This is a genomic window from Phocaeicola sp. HCN-40430 (genome assembly GCF_037890285.1).
Classification (GTDB): domain Bacteria; phylum Bacteroidota; class Bacteroidia; order Bacteroidales; family Bacteroidaceae; genus Phocaeicola; species Phocaeicola acetigenes.
Genome location: NZ_JBBKBS010000001.1, coordinates 232,798 through 251,035, shown reverse-complemented (window position 1 = coordinate 251,035; position 18,238 = coordinate 232,798). Strand labels below are relative to the sequence as shown.

The window sequence follows — 18,238 nt, the reverse complement described above, 5'->3', positions numbered from 1 at the left end:
CTTCACTTTTTTCTCATCACCTACCTTATTAATTCTGATAAATATCTACCTTTGCAAATCTATAGACTAACATAATTTCTATTCGTCCTTATCCTTTTATGGCAAAAGAAAAAACAATCTATATCTGTACTAATTGCGGGCAAGAATCCCCTAAATGGGCCGGTAAATGTCCTGCATGTGGACAATGGAATACTTTTGTAGAAGAAGTTGTACGCAAAGAGACACCCGTAGCCAAACATGTAGCACGTGGTATAGAATCCGTTCACTCAAAGCCGCAGTATCTGAAAGAAATTGTATCGAGCGATGAACAGCGTATCAATATGTACGATGAAGAGCTCAACCGCGTATTAGGCGGAGGATTGGTACAAGGATCACTTACTTTAATAGGCGGAGAACCCGGTATAGGAAAATCCACCCTTGTCTTACAAACGGTTTTACGTTTAAAAGACAAAAAGATACTTTATATCTCGGGAGAAGAAAGCGCCCGCCAACTCAAACTGCGTGCAGACCGCATTCCACATCCCGAAGAAAATCATCTTCAAATTGCATGTGAAACCTCTTTAGAACAAATCTTCACTCATATAAAGAACACTGCACCCGACCTAGTTATCATCGACTCCATACAAACTATTTCAACGGAAAGCATTGATTCTTCTCCAGGCAGCATTGTACAAGTACGTGAATGCTCAGCCTCTATCCTTAAGTTTGCCAAAGAAACAGGAACTCCTGTCATACTAATCGGACATATCAATAAAGAAGGAAGCATTGCCGGCCCTAAAGTTTTGGAACACATTGTAGATACCGTTCTCCAGTTTGAAGGTGACCAACATTATATGTACCGAATTTTGCGAAGCATCAAAAACCGTTTCGGAAGTACAGCAGAACTAGGTATTTATGAAATGCGACAAGACGGACTCCGCCAGGTAAGCAACCCTTCCGAACTACTATTAACCCAAGACCATGAAGGAATGAGCGGAGTCGCCATTGCCTGCGCAGTAGAAGGCATCCGTCCTTTCCTTATCGAAGTACAAGCCCTGGTCAGCACTGCCGCCTACGGAATGCCTCAACGCTCGGCGACCGGATTCGATCTGCGCCGCATGAACATGCTTCTGGCTGTACTCGAAAAAAGAGTAGGTTTCAAACTGGCCCAGAAAGATGTATTTCTGAATATAGCAGGAGGACTAAAGGTAAACGATCCGGCTATCGACCTGGCAGTCATCAGTGCCATCTTGTCCAGCAACATGGATACTGAAATAGAAACCGGAGTGTGTATGGCAGGAGAAGTAGGATTAAGTGGAGAAATACGTCCGGTCAACCGTATTGAACAACGTATCAGCGAAGCTGAAAAACTCGGATTTACCCGTATGCTTGTCCCCAAGCACAATTTACAAGGATTGGATAGAAAAAAAATAAAAATCGAACTTGTCCCTGTCCGGAAAGTAGAAGAAGCTTTCCGCCAGCTGTTCGGATAACTTCATCTCAAATATGATAAACGAATACCAAATAAGAGTACTGCCAGAACAGGCAGCAAACGAGCAGTCGTTAAAACAATATATCGGTCGGGAGAAAGGCATCGATATACGCACCATCCATGCTATACGCATATTGAAGCGAAGCATTGATGCCCGCCAACGTACAATCTTTATCAATCTGAAGATTCGTGTGTTCATCAACGAAGAACCAACCGAAACAGAGTATATTCCTACAGAATATAAAAATGTATCAGACAAGCCATCCGTCATTGTTGTAGGAGCAGGCCCGGGAGGTCTCTTTGCAGCCCTTAAACTGATAGAACTTGGTCTGCGCCCCATCGTTGTCGAACGAGGAAAAAATGTACGCGACCGCAAAGAAGACCTGGCAAGAATCAGCCGCGAGCATAAAGTAGACTCCGAATCCAACTACAGTTTTGGAGAAGGAGGAGCGGGTGCATACTCTGACGGGAAGCTCTATACCCGCAGTAAAAAACGTGGAAATGTCGACAAGATATTAAATGTATTCTGCCAACACGGAGCAAGTACCTCTATTCTGGTAGACGCACATCCTCATATCGGAACAGATAAGCTACCCCGCGTCATCGAAAATATGCGCAACACTATTCTTGCTTGCGGAGGTGAAGTACATTTCCAAACCCGAATGGATGCTCTGATTATAGAACACAATAAAATTATAGGAATTGAAACCCATACAGGACAAATCTTTAAAGGTCCCGTAATTCTCGCTACAGGTCACTCGGCAAGAGACGTATACCGTTGGTTATACTCCCACCAAGTACCTATTGAAAGCAAAGGAATTGCAGTCGGAGTCCGTCTGGAGCATCCATCTGCTTTAATAGACCAAATACAATACCATAATAAAAATGGAAGAGGGAAATATTTGCCAGCTGCCGAATACAGTTTTGTACAACAAGTAGAAGGCAGAGGAGTATACAGTTTCTGTATGTGTCCGGGAGGCTTTGTTGTTCCGGCAGCCAGCGGTCCACACCAGCTGGTAGTAAACGGAATGAGTCCCAGCAACCGTGGCACAAAATGGAGCAACTCCGGCATGGTAGTAGAAATTCGTCCTGAAGACCTGCTCCATCCCGACCTTCAGCTGACACCTGGAGAACTTATACCCGGTTCCGAACTGGCACAAACAGAAGCCCTCATCCAGGCATCCGGCAAACAAGAAAAAGATAATCTTCATGTTTTGTCTATCATGCGATTTCAGGAACAATTGGAGCAACTATGCTGGCAACAAGGTAATATGCGCCAAACAGCCCCTTCACAGCGAATGGTAGACTTTACTCAAAAAAGACTGAGCTACGATCTCCCTAAGAGTTCGTACAGTCCCGGATTGGTTTCCTCTCCTTTGCACTTTTGGATGCCCCCTTTCATCAGCGAACGTCTGAGCAAAGGTTTCCAACTTTTTGGAAAAAGTTCAAGAGGATTTCTAACCAACGAAGCAGTTATGATTGCCGTAGAGACACGAACTTCTGCCCCTATACGTATTGTACGTGATAATGAGACCTTACAGCATGTGACAATTGAAGGTTTATTCCCTTGCGGTGAAGGAGCAGGTTACGCAGGTGGTATAGTCTCAGCAGGTATTGACGGAGAACGTTGCGCAGAAGCCGTTGCAGCATATTTAAGTTAAACCTATGATAAACAAGACTCCCGAAATAGCAATAATCGAGCCGAACACACTGACAGCATTAGGACTACAGACCATTCTGGAAGAGTTGATTCCTGATGCTATCATCCGTGTGTTTCCAAGTTTTGCAGCTTTGATAGATGATACTCCCGATATGTATGCTCACTATTTTGTGTCTATTCACATATATTTTGAGCATACCTCTTTCTTCCTTGAACGCTTTCCCAAAGCAATTGTATTGTCCACCAACGAGCACCCTCTACTCAAAAACAACATTCCCAATCTGAATATCAGTCTCCCCAGAGAGCAACTGATTCTATCTCTTATGCAATTGCATACCCATGGGCATAACTCCTCTCAACACCCCCATTCCTCTGCGTCTCCAGCAGAAGAACACGAATTATCCCCCCGAGAGATAGAAGTGCTAATTCTGTTGACCAAAGGATTTATCAATAAAGAAATAGCAGAAAAACTGAATATCGGGCAGACCACCGTCATAACCCACCGCAAAAACATTACAGCCAAATTAGGCATTAAATCCATTGCCGGACTGGCTATTTATGCCGTAATGCACGGTTACATAGAAGCCGACCGAATATAAGTGTAATAAAGCCTAAATTATTTTGATAGCCCACTGATTTTTCCGACATTTGCATAATGTGCTTATGATATAAGATGTTATGCAAAAATTTTTTATAACTATATATTTTCTACTGACATTACTACCCCTACGCGCACAAATCTTTCAATATATTGAAATGGAAAACGGATTGAGCAGCCGGCGGGTATTATCCATACAACAAGATCCACAAGAATATATGTGGATCTTGACTCACAAAGGAATAGACCGATATGACGGAAAACAATTCTACCACTATAAACTACAGAGTTCTAAAAGGGTCATGAATTTCTATCCGGATCTCAATACCCTCCATATAGATTCGGACAGCATCCTTTGGGAGTATGGAAAAGACGGCTATGTATTCCGTTTTAATGCACTCAAAGACTCTTTTCAATTAGTTTTCGATTTACACGATCAATATCCTCACCTAAAACAAACTCCTATATCAACAGTTTATTTTGATAAAAAGGATTATATCTGGTTTTGCTGTGGAAATAATATAATCCGATTCCATACAAAGACTAAGAAGTCGCAAATTTTATCGGAAAATATAAAAGAAAATATCATGGGTATAACCGAAGCCCCAAAGGGTATATTCTATTTTGCGACCAATAAGACTATATATAGGATTACTTTTTCCGATCAGAAGACAGCAACCAAAATAGAAAATGTGGATATAGGCAATATGCGCCTGATCAATTACATCTACTATCATCAGAATACCGACAAGCTAATTATCAGTACTCTGATGAATGGTTTATACGTCTATACCCCACATGAAAACAAAATCAGCAAATTAGAAAACACACTAAAAGATGTAGGCATCAACACCATTAAGCCCTATAAAACCCCATACGAAGTGTTGATAGCCACAGACGGAGATGGAGTCTATAAATTAAATCTGAAGACTCACCAGCTTGAACACTTCTTAAAAGAAGATTACGAAAAGCCTAATAAAATGAACGGAAGCATTATCAAAGATATTTACATTGATAAAGCTCACCGCATATGGAATGTTATTTATCCTACAGGCATTACCGTATATTCTGAAAAATATCCTGGCTACGAATGGATAAAAGAGTCAAGAACGAACCAAAACTCTCTTATCGACGATAGAATAAATGCAATTTTACAAGACTCTGAGGGAGATACATGGTACGCTACAAGTAACGGCATCAGCTGCTTCGACGTCAGTGAAAAGAAATGGAAAAACTATATTTCTCCATCCAGTAAAGATACCCCGAATGACAACCGTATCTTCATCTCCTTATGCGAGCTGGAGCCGGGAGTTATTGTTGCCGGAGGATATATGTCTGGTACTTATTTAATCAACAAGCGAACTGGAAAAGTAACCTTTTCATTCCAACAGGCTGTGACCAAAGGAGAAACTCCCGACAAGTATATACGCAGTATCCACCGCGATAAATCCAATACTATCTGGAGCGGAGGATTCTATAGTTTACGTTCCTATAATCTACAAACCAAACAAAGCCATCAATACAATACGGCTTACCCTATCACTTGTGTCAAAGACAGAGATGAACATTCACTTTGGATAGGAACAGTCAACGGAATTTATATTTTCGATAAACAAAAGAAACAATTTATCACACAAGACAACCTTCCTAATACCGGATGTGTCAACTGTATCTATCAAACCAATGATGGTAGCAAGACCTATATCGGTACTTATGGAAACGGATTATTTATTTTCGATAATAAAAAAAATACACATATCCATTACTATCTGGATAATAGTGGACTGATAACCAACAATATTTATAGTATTATTCCTAATAAACGAGGAAACCTTATTTTAGGTACAGAAAACGGACTTTCACAGTTTAATACAAAAGATCATATATTTATCAATTGGACAAAAGAACAAGGTTTATTATCAGCCAATTTCAATCAGAACGCAGCCGTACACACCAATAATGGTTATCTGATTTTTGGTAGTAACGAAGGGGCTATTATTTTACCAGACAGTATCGATTTCCCTAATAGCTTCTCAAGCCACATGGTATTCAGCGATTTGAGTATCATGTATCAAACTGTATACCCACAAGAAAAGGATTCCCCCTTACAGAAGCCTCTGAACGAGACTTCTATTATCCAATTGGAATACGACCAAAATACGTTCTCTTTAAATGTATCGTCAATTAATTATGACAATCCATCGAACATTTTATACAGTTGGAAATTAGAAGGATTCTATGAGCATTGGACACAAGCATCTACCAATAACTTAATCCGATACACCAACCTTTTTCCGGGAAACTATACACTGAAAGTACGTTCCATTTCATTTGATAACAACCAGGTATTGGAAGAACGCAGCATACAGATTATTGTAGACCGTCCATTCTGGCTCACATTCTGGGCTTTCCTGATTTATGCTTTAATACTTGTTGGTATTGCATATGCCATTATGCGATATCAAATCATAAGAAGAGAACGAAAAACATCTCAGGAAAAAATTAATTTCTTTGTTCATACAGCCCATGATATACGTACTCCGCTGACACTGATAAAAGCTCCATTGGGAGAAATTCTGAAAAATGAGCAACTGTCAGAACAAGGACTGGTAAACATTAACCTTGCCATGCAGAATACAGACAACCTGTCTAACCTGGCAAATAACCTGATGAATTTTCAAAAAGAAGAATTGTATAGCTCTACTGTTATGGTCAGCCAACAGGAACTTAATCAATACCTGAGCAGTTATCTTCTCCAGTTTGAAAATTACGCGAAACAAAAAGGACTTAATCTGCAGTATAAAAGCAATTTTGAGCATCTTGATGTATGGATTGACTGCAACAAGATGGACTCTATTTTGCGCAATCTGCTCAGCAATGCATTAAAATACACTCCTTCGGGAGGAAGTGTAACTGTAGAAGCCTCTCACACCAAGAACAACTGGACTGTTGTGGTTACAGATACAGGTATTGGTATCCCTAAACAAGACCAGAAAAAGTTATTCAAATTTCTGTTCAGAGGAAGTAATGCTACCAATCAGTTGATTACCGGTTCGGGAGTAGGAATGCTGCTGACGTATCGACTCATCAAAAACCATGAAGGAAAAATCAGCTTTAACAGTACAGAAAATGTAGGTTCTTCATTCCAGCTTACTTTCCCAATCAAAGGCAATAACTATCAATACAAGAACGATTCACTTCCGCACGATGTATCAAGCGCCTTAGTGTTGCAGGAAAATATAACTCCTATTATTACTGAGAAAGAAAATTCGGACGCTCCACTTATTATGATAGTGGAAGATAACAATAGTCTACGTTCTTTCTTATTGCAAAGTTTGTCTACCCAATACCGTGTTACAGGAGCCGAAAACGGATTAGAAGCCATAGAAAAAATAAAGCAAGAACAGCCCGATCTCATTCTTTCAGATGTAATGATGCCTGTCATGAGTGGAGAAGAGCTTTGCAAAGCTATCAAAAGCAATATTGAAACCAGTCATATTCCTATTATCCTGCTCACAGCATTGGGAGACCGGGAGCATATTTTACGTGGCTTGGAGACAAAGGCCGACATGTACATTGTAAAACCATTCGACCTTACAGTTCTGAAAGCAAACATCAGCAATGTGCTTGAAAACAGAGAACTTATGCGTACTCGTTTCCAACAAGTAAACCCGTCTCCATCAGAAACAGAAGCAGAGAGTTCCCTTCCCCAATTGTCGAATTTGGATGATGAGTTTATGAACAAAGTCACAGCATTAGTCAAAGAAAAAATGAGTGCTGAGCTGAATGTAGATATACTCTGTGCTGCCATGAATATGAGCCGTACCAGCTTCTATAACAAGATGAAAGCACTGACAGGTATTCCCCCTGCCGACTTCATCCGAAACATCCGAATGAAAGAAGCTGCAATTTTACTGAAAAGCAAGCAATACTCCGTGACAGAAGTAGCAGAAATGGTAGGAGTTTCTGATCCCAAATACTTCACCGATGTATTTAAAAAATTTTATGGGGTTCCTCCCAGCACGTATATGAAACAGAATAACTGATTATGAATTTTTACATTAAATCATTCCTCATCTTCTTCCGCATTGGTATTTTTACCATCGGAGGAGGATACGCAATGGTCCCTTTGATAGAGACAGAACTTGTAAATAAACGAAAATGGATTTCACAAAGTGATTTCCTCGACTTAATGGCTTTAGCCCAAACGGTGCCCGGTATTTTTGCTGTCAACATAGCCATCTTCATCGGTTATAAACTACGAAAATTCTGGGGAGCTTTTTGGATGGCATTAGGAACAATCCTACCTTCTTTTTTCATTATTCTGGCTATTGCTTTATTCTTCCAGCAGATGAAAGACAACTCGGCAGTAGAGAGTATTTTTAAAGGAATCCGTCCTGCTGTGGTAGCCTTAATAGCTGTTCCCACCTTCAAAATGGCCAAATCAGCCCGTATCAACCGATATAATTTATGGATACCGGTTGTTTCTGCCCTACTTATCTGGCTGCTTGATTTCTCCCCTATATACATTATTATACTTAGCGGATTGGGAGGATACTTATACGGACGTTTCCAGAGAAATAAACAAAATCAACTAAAGGAGGAAAAATAAAATGATTTTCTTACAACTGTTTTATACATTCTTTAAAATAGGCCTGTTCGGATTTGGTGGAGGATATGCCATGCTTTCCATGATTCAGGGAGAAGTGGTAACCCGTTACGAATGGCTTTCTACTTCCGAGTTTACAGACATCATAGCCATCAGTCAGATGACTCCCGGTCCTATCGGTATCAATTCGGCTACTTATGTAGGATATAGTGCAGTAGTCAATGCCGGTTATTCGCACGCCATAGGAGTATTAGGTTCCGTGTTGGCCACCTGTGCAGTAGTACTCCCCTCTTTTATTTTAATGATAACTATCAGCAAATTTTTTTTAAAATACCAAAAACATCCGATTATCGCTTCTGTCTTCAGCGGACTTCGTCCTGGTGTAGTCGGATTGCTGGCTGCAGCCGCTCTTGTATTAATGAATGGTGAGAACTTCGGAACAGATACCAGACAAATTATAATCAGTTGCATTTTATTTGCAGGAGCATTTTTAGCCTCCTACCGCTACAAGGTCAACCCCATTTTACTCATTGTAATCTGTGGTGCTACAGGTTATTTCATATTCAATTAATTCAAGCCATTTATAACCATGAAACATACAATTTTTCCCCTCTACCTGATTTTATGTCTTCTACTTTCTGCCTGCGGAGCTCGGAAACAATCCAGTTCTCCGAAATCAGAAGGAGATACTCTGACACTGAAATATGCCAAAAACCTATGTATCGTCAAGTACAACGACTATACCCTTGCCACTCTTCGGAATCCGTGGGATACAACTAAAGTCTTACGCACTTACATTCTGACTGATAAGTCGAAGCCTCAGCCTAGTTCACTCCCTCAAGGCACCCTTGTACAAGTTCCACTCTCACGTTCCCTCATCTATTCTTCCGTTCATTGCAGCCTGTTAGACGAACTGGAAGCCGTCAATCAGATAAAAGGTGTATGCGATCTTTCCTATATAAGTATACCCTCTATCCAGGAAGGCTGCCGAAGCGGGAAAATTACCGATGCAGGAAACAGTATGAGTCCGGATATCGAAAAGATTATCGACATGCATCCGGATGCCATCCTTCTTTCCCCTTACGAAAACAGCAACGGATACGGACGGATAGAAAAACTGAATATACCTATCATCGAATGTGCCGACTACATGGAAACATCACCACTGGGGCGGGCAGAATGGATGCGCTTTTTCGGCCTTCTTTACGGATGTGAGCACAAAACCGATTCGTTATTTGCTCAAGTAGAAAAAGAATATTCCGATATAAAATCAAAGACTTCCTCCTTATCAGAACGTCCTTCCGTATTCAGCGAACTGAAAATCGGTTCTACATGGTACGTAGCAGGAGGCAACAGTACCACCAGCCAATTCTTTGCAGATGCCGGTGCACGTTATGTTTTCTCCCAACTGCCACAAAGCGGATCGGTAGCTTTATCGGCTGAAGCCGTTCTTGACAAGGCACAAGATGCCGATTTCTGGCTCATCAAATACAACCAGGAAAAAGACAAAACCTATACAGATTTAAAGAAAGAAGATGCAATATATGCGCAGTTCAAAGCTTTTAAAGAACGACAGACTTATGGATGCAACACCCACTATATCCGTTTCTACGAAGAATCTCCTTTCCATCCGGAATATCTGCTGAAGGACTTCGTAAAAATCTTCCATCCCGAATTATTGCCAGACTACCAGTCACACTATTTCCACTCACTCAACGAATAGACCTATGAGCGTATACCCCTTAAACCATAAAGGATATACTTACGGCATCGTATTGTCTGCCGTAATTGTATTGCTACTTTTTGCCAATTTAATATTCGGCTCCGTCGACATTCCCTTTAGCGAAGTACTACGAATTTTGTCGGGAGAAACCTCAGAAAAAGCCAGTTGGAATTTTATCATTTGGGAGTCCCGCTTTCCGCAAAGCATTACAGCCCTACTTTGCGGAGCCGCTCTTTCCGCCTCAGGCCTAATGCTACAGACAGTCTTCAATAACCCTCTGGCAGACTCATCCATCTTAGGAATCAGTTCCGGTTCGAGCCTTGGTGTAGCCTTGATTATGCTCACCGGAGGAGGAAGCATTACTGCCGGCACCTTTGCTCTGTCCGGATTTCTGTCCGTCATAGCCAGTGCCTTTATCGGAGCCATTGTCATCATGGCACTTATTATCTTCCTGTCTACTCTCATCAAAAACAATATCATGCTACTCATCACCGGTATCATGATTGGATACGTCACCTCTTCTGTTATCTCGCTACTGAACTTTTTCTCTACAGCCGAAGGTATCCAGTCTTTCGTCATCTGGGGATTAGGAAATTTCGGTGGTGTTTCTTCAGAAATTCTTCCTTATTTCACACTCTTCATAGTGGCAGGACTTCTCATTGCCATTCTGCTTATCAAGCCCCTCAATGCCCTGCTTTTGGGTACACGGTACGCAGAAAATTTAGGTATCAATATCCGCCGCATCCGTAGTCTGCTGCTCATTGCTACCGGTTTGCTGACAGCTACTACCACCGCTTTTTGCGGGCCCATCTCTTTCATCGGACTGGCGGTTCCCCATATCACCCGGCTGATGCTCGGCACTTCCAACCACAATTCACTGATGCCCGTCACCCTGCTTACAGGTAGTGCCATTGCCCTGCTCTGCAATCTTATCTGCATCCTGCCCGGAGATGCCGGCATCATTCCCCTCAATGCAGTGACTCCTATTCTCGGAGCACCTGTCATTATCTATGTCATTATTAACCAACGGAAGATTCAATACTTTAACTAATGAAGCAAACAGAGATTATCATCGAAGGAAAAGATGTAAGTATCGGATATCGACACGGAAAACAAGAGCAAACGATACATAGCCGACTGAATTTCCAGCTTCGGCAAGGTGAGCTGACTTGTCTTTTAGGAGCCAATGGAGCCGGAAAGTCGACCTTACTCCGTACGCTTGCTGCCGCACAGCCGGCTTTATCGGGACATCTTCATCTCTTGGGAAAACCTCTAGCCGAATATAGCGAGCGAGAACGTTCGCGCACCATCGGTGTAGTGCTGACAGACAAGACACAAGCCGGAGGACTTACAGTATACGAACTGGTTGCCTTAGGACGCCAACCTCATACCGGTTTCTTCGGAAGATTGCGTCAGGAAGATAAGGAGTTGGTTCATCATGCGCTTCATGCTGTAGGAATAGCCCACAAGGCACAATGTTATACAGCCGAACTCTCGGACGGAGAACGACAGAAAGTCATGATTGCCAAAGCACTGGTACAGGAATGTCCACTGATCCTACTCGATGAACCGACTGCTTTCCTTGATGTGGTCAGCCGCATTGAGATTATGACTCTGCTTCATCGTCTGGCTTCGGAAGAAAAAAAAGCCATCCTTCTCTCTACCCACGACATTGAGCAGGCTCTTGTTTTATCCGACCGCCTGTGGTTGCTGACGCGCGAAGAAGGCTTACAGTGCGGAGTAACTGAAGATTTGATTTTACATAATCGGATGGATAGTCTTTTCCCCCACGAAGACATCCGTTTCGACCTGATGCACGGTATCTACTCTCCTACAGTGAAAGGAGAAAAAAGAATCTACCTTAAGACTGAAAACGAAACCTTACGCCACTGGACAGAAAATGCGCTGAACCGCAATGGTTATCTTTGTATGCCGCAAACGGAAGAAAAAGCCTTTCCGGCTTTGGAAATCCATTCTCCATACGATATCAAGTATACAGACGTAAATCACATCACCTGTCAGTTTCAGTCTTTTGAGGAACTACTGAAGGAAATTGCCTGCCGCTAAAATTCAGTGAGACTTGCTCCTTTGTCAGTTTACCTCAGGAAGAAAAAAGGAAACCATCCGACGACAGAAAATACTCCTCATGCAGTACTTACAAGTGAGTAGTGTACTCATCACTTGAAAAAAGTCCAGTACTCACAAGGAAAAACTCCAGTACTCACTTGTAAGTAGTGGCGGTACAACAAAAGCCATTTCCGGAAAACTCCTATATGGCCTGTAGTTGTTCCTAACAGAAGAGATACACCCCCGCATTGAACAAGACTCAAGTTTCATTTGTTAACACAAAAAGTAATTCTACCTAAACACAAATAATTGATTATGATTACAGCAGAAAACATTTTACTTATCGGATCGATTCTTATCTTTTGCAGTATCCTGATCAGCAAAACAGGGTACCGCTTCGGGATTCCTACCCTGTTATTATTCCTGCTCGTCGGTATGCTTTTCGGAAGCGACGGACTGGGCATCCAGTTCAACAGTGCTTCTGATGCACAGTTTGTAGGGATGGTAGCCTTGAGCATCATCCTGTTTACAGGAGGAATGGATACAAAACTGCAAGAAGTGCGTCCGGTAATGGTACAAGGTATTCTGCTTTCTACCGTAGGCGTTCTGCTTACCACCCTGCTTACCGGTACATTCATTTTCTATATATCCGGATGGAACAGCACCAACATTGAGCTGACCTTTATGGTTTCTCTGCTGTTGGCAGCTACCATGTCGTCGACCGACTCGGCTTCTGTATTCAATCTGCTCCGTTCCCAGCGAATGAACTTAAAGGAAAATCTCCGTCCTATGCTGGAACTGGAAAGCGGAAGTAACGACCCTATGGCCTATATGCTTACCATCGTACTGATAGAAGTTATCAGTAGCGGTAGCGAGCTTAGCGCCTGGCACATCGGACAAGGCTTGTTTACACAGTTTGTATTTGGAGGAATTATAGGTTATGCATTCGGGCGGTTTGCCATCTGGCTGATTAATAAGATCAATCTTTCCAACAGCTCTCTGTATCCCATCCTGCTGTTAAGCCTCATCTTCATAACCTTTACTCTGACTGACTTTGTAAAGGGAAACGGTTATCTGGCTGTATACATCTTGGGAGTAGTAGTAGGAAATGCCAAACTTGCCTTCCGTAAAGACATAAATACCTTTATGGACGGACTGACATGGCTTTTCCAGATAATCATGTTCCTTACCTTAGGATTACTGGTCAACCCACACGAGTTGCTCGATGTTGCCGGTGTTGCCTTGCTTATCGGACTCTTCATGATTGTGATAGCCCGTCCGGTCAGCATCTTTGCCTGTCTTCTTCCTTTCCGCCACATCAGCCATAAGGCCCGTCTGTTTGTATCATGGGTAGGATTGCGAGGTGCTGTTCCCATTATCTTTGCCACCTATCCGGTCATTGCTCAGATACCCGGCTCCAACCAGTTGTTCAACATTGTATTTTTCATCACTCTGTTGTCGCTGGTTCTGCAAGGTATGACTATAGCCAAAGTAGCCAAATGGCTGAAGCTTGATCTTCCGCAAGAAAAAGAAGGAAATGATTTCGGTATTGAACTGCCCGATGAAATCGATTCTCAGCTGCACGAAATAATACTGACCCCCGAATTGCTGAAATCCGGCAACCGCCTGGCCGATATGCATATTCCACAAGGTACATTGGTCATGCTCATCAAACGAGGCAATGAGTTTCTGATTCCTAACGGACAAGCCGAACTGCATGCCGGCGACAAACTGCTTATCATATCGGAAAACAAGAGCGTTCCACAGGCTCAATAAATACACCATTAAAGAAGTGCCTCTTCGGGTAGTAACATTCCACCCAAAGAGGCACTTCCTATATCTATTCTTATCTCGAACCAATCTTTCGGATTATTCACCCGGCAACCGTCCGTTTTCTTTCCTTTATTTCTTCCGTTCCAGTTCCTGCAAACTTTCCATCTTCTTGGTTTCAAGGAACTCGTAAATACCACAAAGATGTTCTTTCACACGTTTGTTGCCAAACTCATACACCTTTGTTACCAGTCCGTCGAGGAAGTCACGGTCGTGTGATACCACAATCAGCGTTCCGTCGAAATCCATCAGTGCCTGCTTCAGAATATCCTTGGTCTTCATGTCAAGATGGTTGGTAGGCTCGTCCAAAATCAGCAAGTTGACCGGTTCCAACAACAACTTAATCATGGCCAGACGCGTACGTTCACCTCCCGAAAGCACTTTCACTTTCTTCATGGAAGCCTCCGGACTGCCAAACATAAACGCCCCCAGCAAATCGCGTATCTTGTTGCGGATTTCTCCTTTTGCCACATCGTCTATAGTCTGGAATACCGTCAGATTCTCATCCAACAGCGAAGCCTGGTTCTGCGCAAAATACCCTATCTGTACATTATGTCCCAAAGTCAGTGTACCTTCGTGCTCTATCTCGTTCATGATACACTTCACCAGCGTAGACTTACCCTCACCGTTCTTTCCTACGAAAGCCACTTTATCTCCACGCTCAATGGTCAGCGTTGCATTCTGGAACACTACATGATCTCCATAACTCTTACCAACACCTTCCATAATCACCGGATACGTTCCACTACGCGGCGAAGGAGGGAATTTCAGACGCAAAGCCGAAGTATCCTCTTCGTCCACTTCTACCAGTTCCAGTTTCTCCAGCATCTTGACACGGCTCTGTACCTGAAGCGTCTTACTGTATGTACCTTTAAAGCGTTCGATGAAATCCTTCGTTTCCTGAATCATCTTCTGCTGTTCCTCATACTGCTTCATCTGCTGTTCGCGACGCTCTTTGCGCAATACCAGATACTGCGAATAATTCACCTTATAATCATAGATACGTCCCATTGTCACTTCGATGGTACGTGTCGTAATATTATCTACAAACTTACGGTCGTGACTGATAACCACCACTGCCTTGGCACTGTTGATAAGGAATTCTTCCAGCCAGCCGATAGACTCGATATCCAAGTGGTTGGTAGGCTCGTCCAGCAACAATACATCCGGATTCTGCAACAACAGTTTGGCCAACTCGATACGCATGCGCCATCCCCCGCTGAAATCGCTGGTCGGACGGTTGAAATCTTCGCGCACAAAACCCAATCCCAGCAATGCCTTCTCTACATCCTCTTCAAAGTGAGTCATGTCGATGGCATAAAACTTCTCGCTCATAGCCGCCACCTTTTCGATAAGCGCCATATACGAGTCGCTTTCATAGTCGGTACGCGTAGCCAGTTCGTTGTTCATGCGCTCAATTTCCTCTTCCATCTCCCGCAAATGCGCGAAAGCCTGCGAAGCCTCTTCGAACACCGTACGTCCGTCTTCTGTCATCAGATGCTGTGGAAGATAAGCTATGACACAATCCTTCGGAGCCGTTACCTTTCCACGTGAAGGCTGACGCACCCCTGCCAGAATCTTCAGCAAGGTAGACTTACCTGCTCCGTTCTTTCCCATCAGGGCAATGCGGTCTTTCTCGTTGATTTGAAAACTAATGTCGCTGAATAAGGTTGTTCCGCCAAACTCGACGGTAAGTCCATCTACTGATACCATATTTCTTTTTACGCTTGTTTTTAATAATGAGGTGCAAAGATAGTGAAAGGTGAGTGCAGAGGCAAATGGAAAACGAAGTTTTCAAGTTTGAACTATGCCGAGCCGTATCCTATCTTAGAAAAGAAAAATGATTATTTCCTACTATTCTGTCTGCTCATCAGGTGCAGAAAGTAGCGGTTCTGAAGCATCTTCCTCACTTTCCTCTGCCAGTTTTCCTTGTAAACGTGCAGAAAATTTCTTCTTCGGAGTAATACCCAGTCCCTTCAGCATCTCTGCCTGACGGATAACATTTCCCTTTCCGGTAACCAATTGTCCCAAGGCATTCTCGTAGGCCGAAGAAGCTGTCTTCAATGTATCCCCTATCTTCTCAAACGTATCGGTGAAGCCCACCAGTTTTTCATACAAAGCCGTACCACGCTTCACAATATCCTGAATATTCTTTTCCTGATATTCCCGCTTCCACAAGTCGAGTGCCAGGCGCAGCGCAGCAATCAGATTTGTCGGACTCATCAGTACCACCTTCTTCTGATATGCATAGTTCCACAGGTTGGCATCGCTCTGCAAAGCCAGTACATATGCCGGCTCGTTCGGGATAAACATCATGACAAAGTCCAGTGAAGACACATTGTATTTAGAATAATCTTTCCGGCTCAATTCATCAATATGCGTCTTTACAGAAGCCAGATGTGCTTTCAAGTATTGCTCCTGTTCCGCCTTGTCCGTACTGCCTATATAATTTACATAAGCGGTGAGAGAAACCTTCGAGTCGATAATCACCTGACGGTTATCCGGATATACCACCAGCACATCAGGCTGCATACGTTGTCCGTTCTCATTACGCAAAGGTTCTCCGTTCTCGTCTTTCAGAAACTCCTGACGGAAATATTCCTCCCCTTCTCTCAACCCCGAGTTTTCGAGAATTGATTCCAGAATCATTTCTCCCCAGTTTCCCTGTGCTTTCGAATCTCCCTTCAAAGCCCGGGTCAGGTTATTGGCATCGTCACTAATCTGCTTGTTCAGCAAGACCAACTCTTTAATACGGTCTTCCAATGAAAAGCGTTGTTTCGACTCCTTGTCGTACACTTCCTCCACCTGATGCTTAAACTCCTTCAGATTCTCTCCAAACGGTTTCAGCAACGAAGCAAGACTCTCCGCACTCAGTTTGTTGAAATTTTCCGTTTTCTGCTGAAATATCTTATTGGCTATATTTTCAAACTCCAGATTAAACTGCTTATGCAAAGCCGCCACTTCTTCTTTCTGGCTCTCCAGTTTCTCTTCAAGTGCTTTTTTCTCTGCCTTAACAGTAGCCAGTTCCTGCTGCGCCTCATTGTACTCCTGCTGCAAGTGCTGTATCTGTCCGGCCTGCACAGCCTGCTGTTCCTTTCCGGCAGCCAGCAGTTCCTGCATATGCCCCTGCTGCATTTGCATCTGCTCCTGTTGCACCTGTATCTGTCCACGGAGCGTTCCTATCTGTCGTGCAGCCCACAGGTATCCCATTACGCCACCCAGTATTAATCCCAACACTATATATATTACCATATCCATTATTTTTTCTCCTTCTTATATCCTTGAATCATAAAATAAATACCTATTGCTACAAAAGGAATACTGAGCCACTGTCCCATATTCAGCATCATGCCATCCTCAAAGCTTTCCTGATTTTCCTTGATAAACTCTATAAAGAAACGGAAAACAAAGATGGCAGTCAGACACAAGCCGAAGAAAAATCCCCGATGCAAATGTTCCTTCCGGGTACGATACAGATACCACATCAGCAAACCGATACAGAAATAAGCCAGCGCCTCGTAAAGTTGTGCCGGATGGCGAGGCTGCATATCTACCCGTTCGAACACAAAAGCCCAAGGCATATCCGAGGGAAGACCTATAATTTCAGAATTCATCAGATTGGCAATACGGATACATCCTGCTGTCAACGGAGTAGCCAGTGCGATGATGTCTGCCACATCCAGGAAGTGCATCTTTGTCTTCCGGCAATACAAGACCAATGCTATAATCAGTCCCAACGTACCGCCATGGCTTGCCAACCCTGCATAACCGATAAACTTCCATCCTCCATCGGGCAAAAAGCGTACGGGAAGTATTATCTCTGCCAGATGTTGAGAGAAATAAGCCCAATCGTAAAACAAACAGTGCCCCAGACGTGCTCCAACAAAAATACCTACCACACAATATACAAACAGACGATTGAAGTCGTTCTCCGACAAACCTCTTGCCTTAAACACTCTCCCTGCTACTACCAGAGCAGCTGCCAGTCCAATCATCCAGAACAGGCTATACCAACGAAGCCCGAAACCCAATACTTGGAAAATCACCGGGTCGGGATTCCAATGAATCTGTGCTAACATATTATTCTATTTTAAAATTCCGGCATAAAGATACTGCTTTATCGGAAAACAGAAGAGTGACTTATTTACTTTATTCGGATTTTTACACAATGAAACAATACAAGCAAATACATCGCAGAAAAACAGAAATATTTCTATTAGAAACAGATTGTAAAACGACACTCTCCCCTCCTTTTCCTATTGCATTTTCCATAAAAAATA

13 protein-coding genes are annotated in these 18,238 nt (G+C 42.9%); 10 read left to right on the top strand and 3 right to left on the bottom strand.

Going from position 1 to position 18,238, the window contains the following annotated elements:
• The first annotated feature begins 98 nt into the window (after nucleotides 1-98).
• From radA to WKU26_RS00945, 10 genes are all read left to right on the top strand, one after another.
• Nucleotides 99-1,472 (top strand): DNA repair protein RadA, encoded by a 1,374-nt coding sequence (gene radA / locus WKU26_RS00990; RefSeq protein WP_340320553.1) that lies wholly within the window; start codon nucleotides 99-101, stop codon nucleotides 1,470-1,472.
• A 13-nt stretch (nucleotides 1,473-1,485) separates the two neighbouring features.
• Nucleotides 1,486-3,132: an NAD(P)/FAD-dependent oxidoreductase gene (locus WKU26_RS00985; RefSeq protein WP_340320552.1), complete on the top strand. Its 1,647-nt coding sequence runs from the start codon at nucleotides 1,486-1,488 to the stop codon at nucleotides 3,130-3,132.
• Between the two features lie 4 nt (nucleotides 3,133-3,136).
• Nucleotides 3,137-3,730: a response regulator transcription factor gene (locus tag WKU26_RS00980; protein ID WP_269877025.1), complete on the top strand. Its 594-nt coding sequence runs from the start codon at nucleotides 3,137-3,139 to the stop codon at nucleotides 3,728-3,730.
• 79 nt (nucleotides 3,731-3,809) lie between these two features.
• Nucleotides 3,810-7,775 carry a response regulator gene (locus WKU26_RS00975; protein ID WP_445323192.1) on the top strand — a complete coding sequence of 1,322 codons (3,966 nt, stop codon included), beginning with the start codon at nucleotides 3,810-3,812 and terminating at the stop codon, nucleotides 7,773-7,775.
• 2 nt (nucleotides 7,776-7,777) lie between these two features.
• Nucleotides 7,778-8,341: a chromate transporter gene (locus tag WKU26_RS00970; protein WP_178266350.1), complete on the top strand. Its 564-nt coding sequence runs from the start codon at nucleotides 7,778-7,780 to the stop codon at nucleotides 8,339-8,341.
• A 1-nt stretch (nucleotide 8,342) separates the two neighbouring features.
• On the top strand, nucleotides 8,343-8,909 hold the full coding sequence (locus WKU26_RS00965; RefSeq protein ID WP_340320550.1) for a chromate transporter: 567 nt from the start codon (nucleotides 8,343-8,345) through the stop codon (nucleotides 8,907-8,909).
• Nucleotides 8,910-8,927: 18 nt separating this feature from the next.
• Complete coding sequence (locus WKU26_RS00960) at nucleotides 8,928-10,061, top strand: ABC transporter substrate-binding protein (RefSeq protein WP_340320549.1); 1,134 nt, start codon at nucleotides 8,928-8,930, stop codon at nucleotides 10,059-10,061.
• 4 nt (nucleotides 10,062-10,065) lie between these two features.
• Nucleotides 10,066-11,112, top strand: a complete 1,047-nt coding sequence (locus WKU26_RS00955; RefSeq protein WP_340320548.1) for an iron ABC transporter permease — start codon at nucleotides 10,066-10,068, stop codon at nucleotides 11,110-11,112.
• Nucleotides 11,112-12,128, top strand: coding sequence for an ABC transporter ATP-binding protein (locus tag WKU26_RS00950; RefSeq protein WP_340320547.1), 1,017 nt, complete (start codon nucleotides 11,112-11,114; stop codon nucleotides 12,126-12,128). Before WKU26_RS00955 ends, WKU26_RS00950 begins: the two co-directional genes overlap by 1 nt.
• A 312-nt stretch (nucleotides 12,129-12,440) precedes the next feature.
• Nucleotides 12,441-13,904: a potassium/proton antiporter gene (locus tag WKU26_RS00945; protein WP_340320561.1), complete on the top strand. Its 1,464-nt coding sequence runs from the start codon at nucleotides 12,441-12,443 to the stop codon at nucleotides 13,902-13,904.
• 126 nt (nucleotides 13,905-14,030) lie between these two features.
• Here the strand turns inward: WKU26_RS00945 and WKU26_RS00940 are convergent, their stop codons facing one another.
• The 3 genes from WKU26_RS00940 to lgt form a co-directional block, all read right to left on the bottom strand.
• A complete protein-coding gene (locus WKU26_RS00940) occupies nucleotides 14,031-15,671 on the bottom strand; it encodes an ABC-F family ATP-binding cassette domain-containing protein (protein WP_269877016.1) in 1,641 nt (546 codons plus the stop codon).
• Between the two features lie 141 nt (nucleotides 15,672-15,812).
• Nucleotides 15,813-17,216, bottom strand: coding sequence for a DNA recombination protein RmuC (gene rmuC, locus WKU26_RS00935; RefSeq protein ID WP_340320546.1), 1,404 nt, complete (start codon nucleotides 17,214-17,216; stop codon nucleotides 15,813-15,815).
• Nucleotides 17,216-18,037 (bottom strand): prolipoprotein diacylglyceryl transferase, encoded by an 822-nt coding sequence (gene lgt / locus WKU26_RS00930; RefSeq protein ID WP_340320545.1) that lies wholly within the window; start codon nucleotides 18,035-18,037, stop codon nucleotides 17,216-17,218. The genes rmuC and lgt overlap by 1 nt, the downstream gene beginning before the upstream one ends.
• Nucleotides 18,038-18,238 lie beyond the last annotated feature (201 nt).

Coding starts and splice junctions, on each gene's coding strand:
- radA (WP_340320553.1), top strand. CDS start 99: ATGGCAAAAGAAAAAACAATCTATATCTGTACTAATTGCGGGCAAGAA.
- rmuC (WP_340320546.1), bottom strand. CDS start 17,216: ATGGATATGGTAATATATATAGTGTTGGGATTAATACTGGGTGGCGTA.
- lgt (WP_340320545.1), bottom strand. CDS start 18,037: ATGTTAGCACAGATTCATTGGAATCCCGACCCGGTGATTTTCCAAGTA.
- WKU26_RS00970 (WP_178266350.1), top strand. CDS start 7,778: ATGAATTTTTACATTAAATCATTCCTCATCTTCTTCCGCATTGGTATT.
- WKU26_RS00985 (WP_340320552.1), top strand. CDS start 1,486: ATGATAAACGAATACCAAATAAGAGTACTGCCAGAACAGGCAGCAAAC.
- WKU26_RS00975 (WP_445323192.1), top strand. CDS start 3,810: ATGCAAAAATTTTTTATAACTATATATTTTCTACTGACATTACTACCC.
- WKU26_RS00950 (WP_340320547.1), top strand. CDS start 11,112: ATGAAGCAAACAGAGATTATCATCGAAGGAAAAGATGTAAGTATCGGA.
- WKU26_RS00965 (WP_340320550.1), top strand. CDS start 8,343: ATGATTTTCTTACAACTGTTTTATACATTCTTTAAAATAGGCCTGTTC.
- WKU26_RS00940 (WP_269877016.1), bottom strand. CDS start 15,671: ATGGTATCAGTAGATGGACTTACCGTCGAGTTTGGCGGAACAACCTTA.
- WKU26_RS00955 (WP_340320548.1), top strand. CDS start 10,066: ATGAGCGTATACCCCTTAAACCATAAAGGATATACTTACGGCATCGTA.
- WKU26_RS00960 (WP_340320549.1), top strand. CDS start 8,928: ATGAAACATACAATTTTTCCCCTCTACCTGATTTTATGTCTTCTACTT.
- WKU26_RS00980 (WP_269877025.1), top strand. CDS start 3,137: ATGATAAACAAGACTCCCGAAATAGCAATAATCGAGCCGAACACACTG.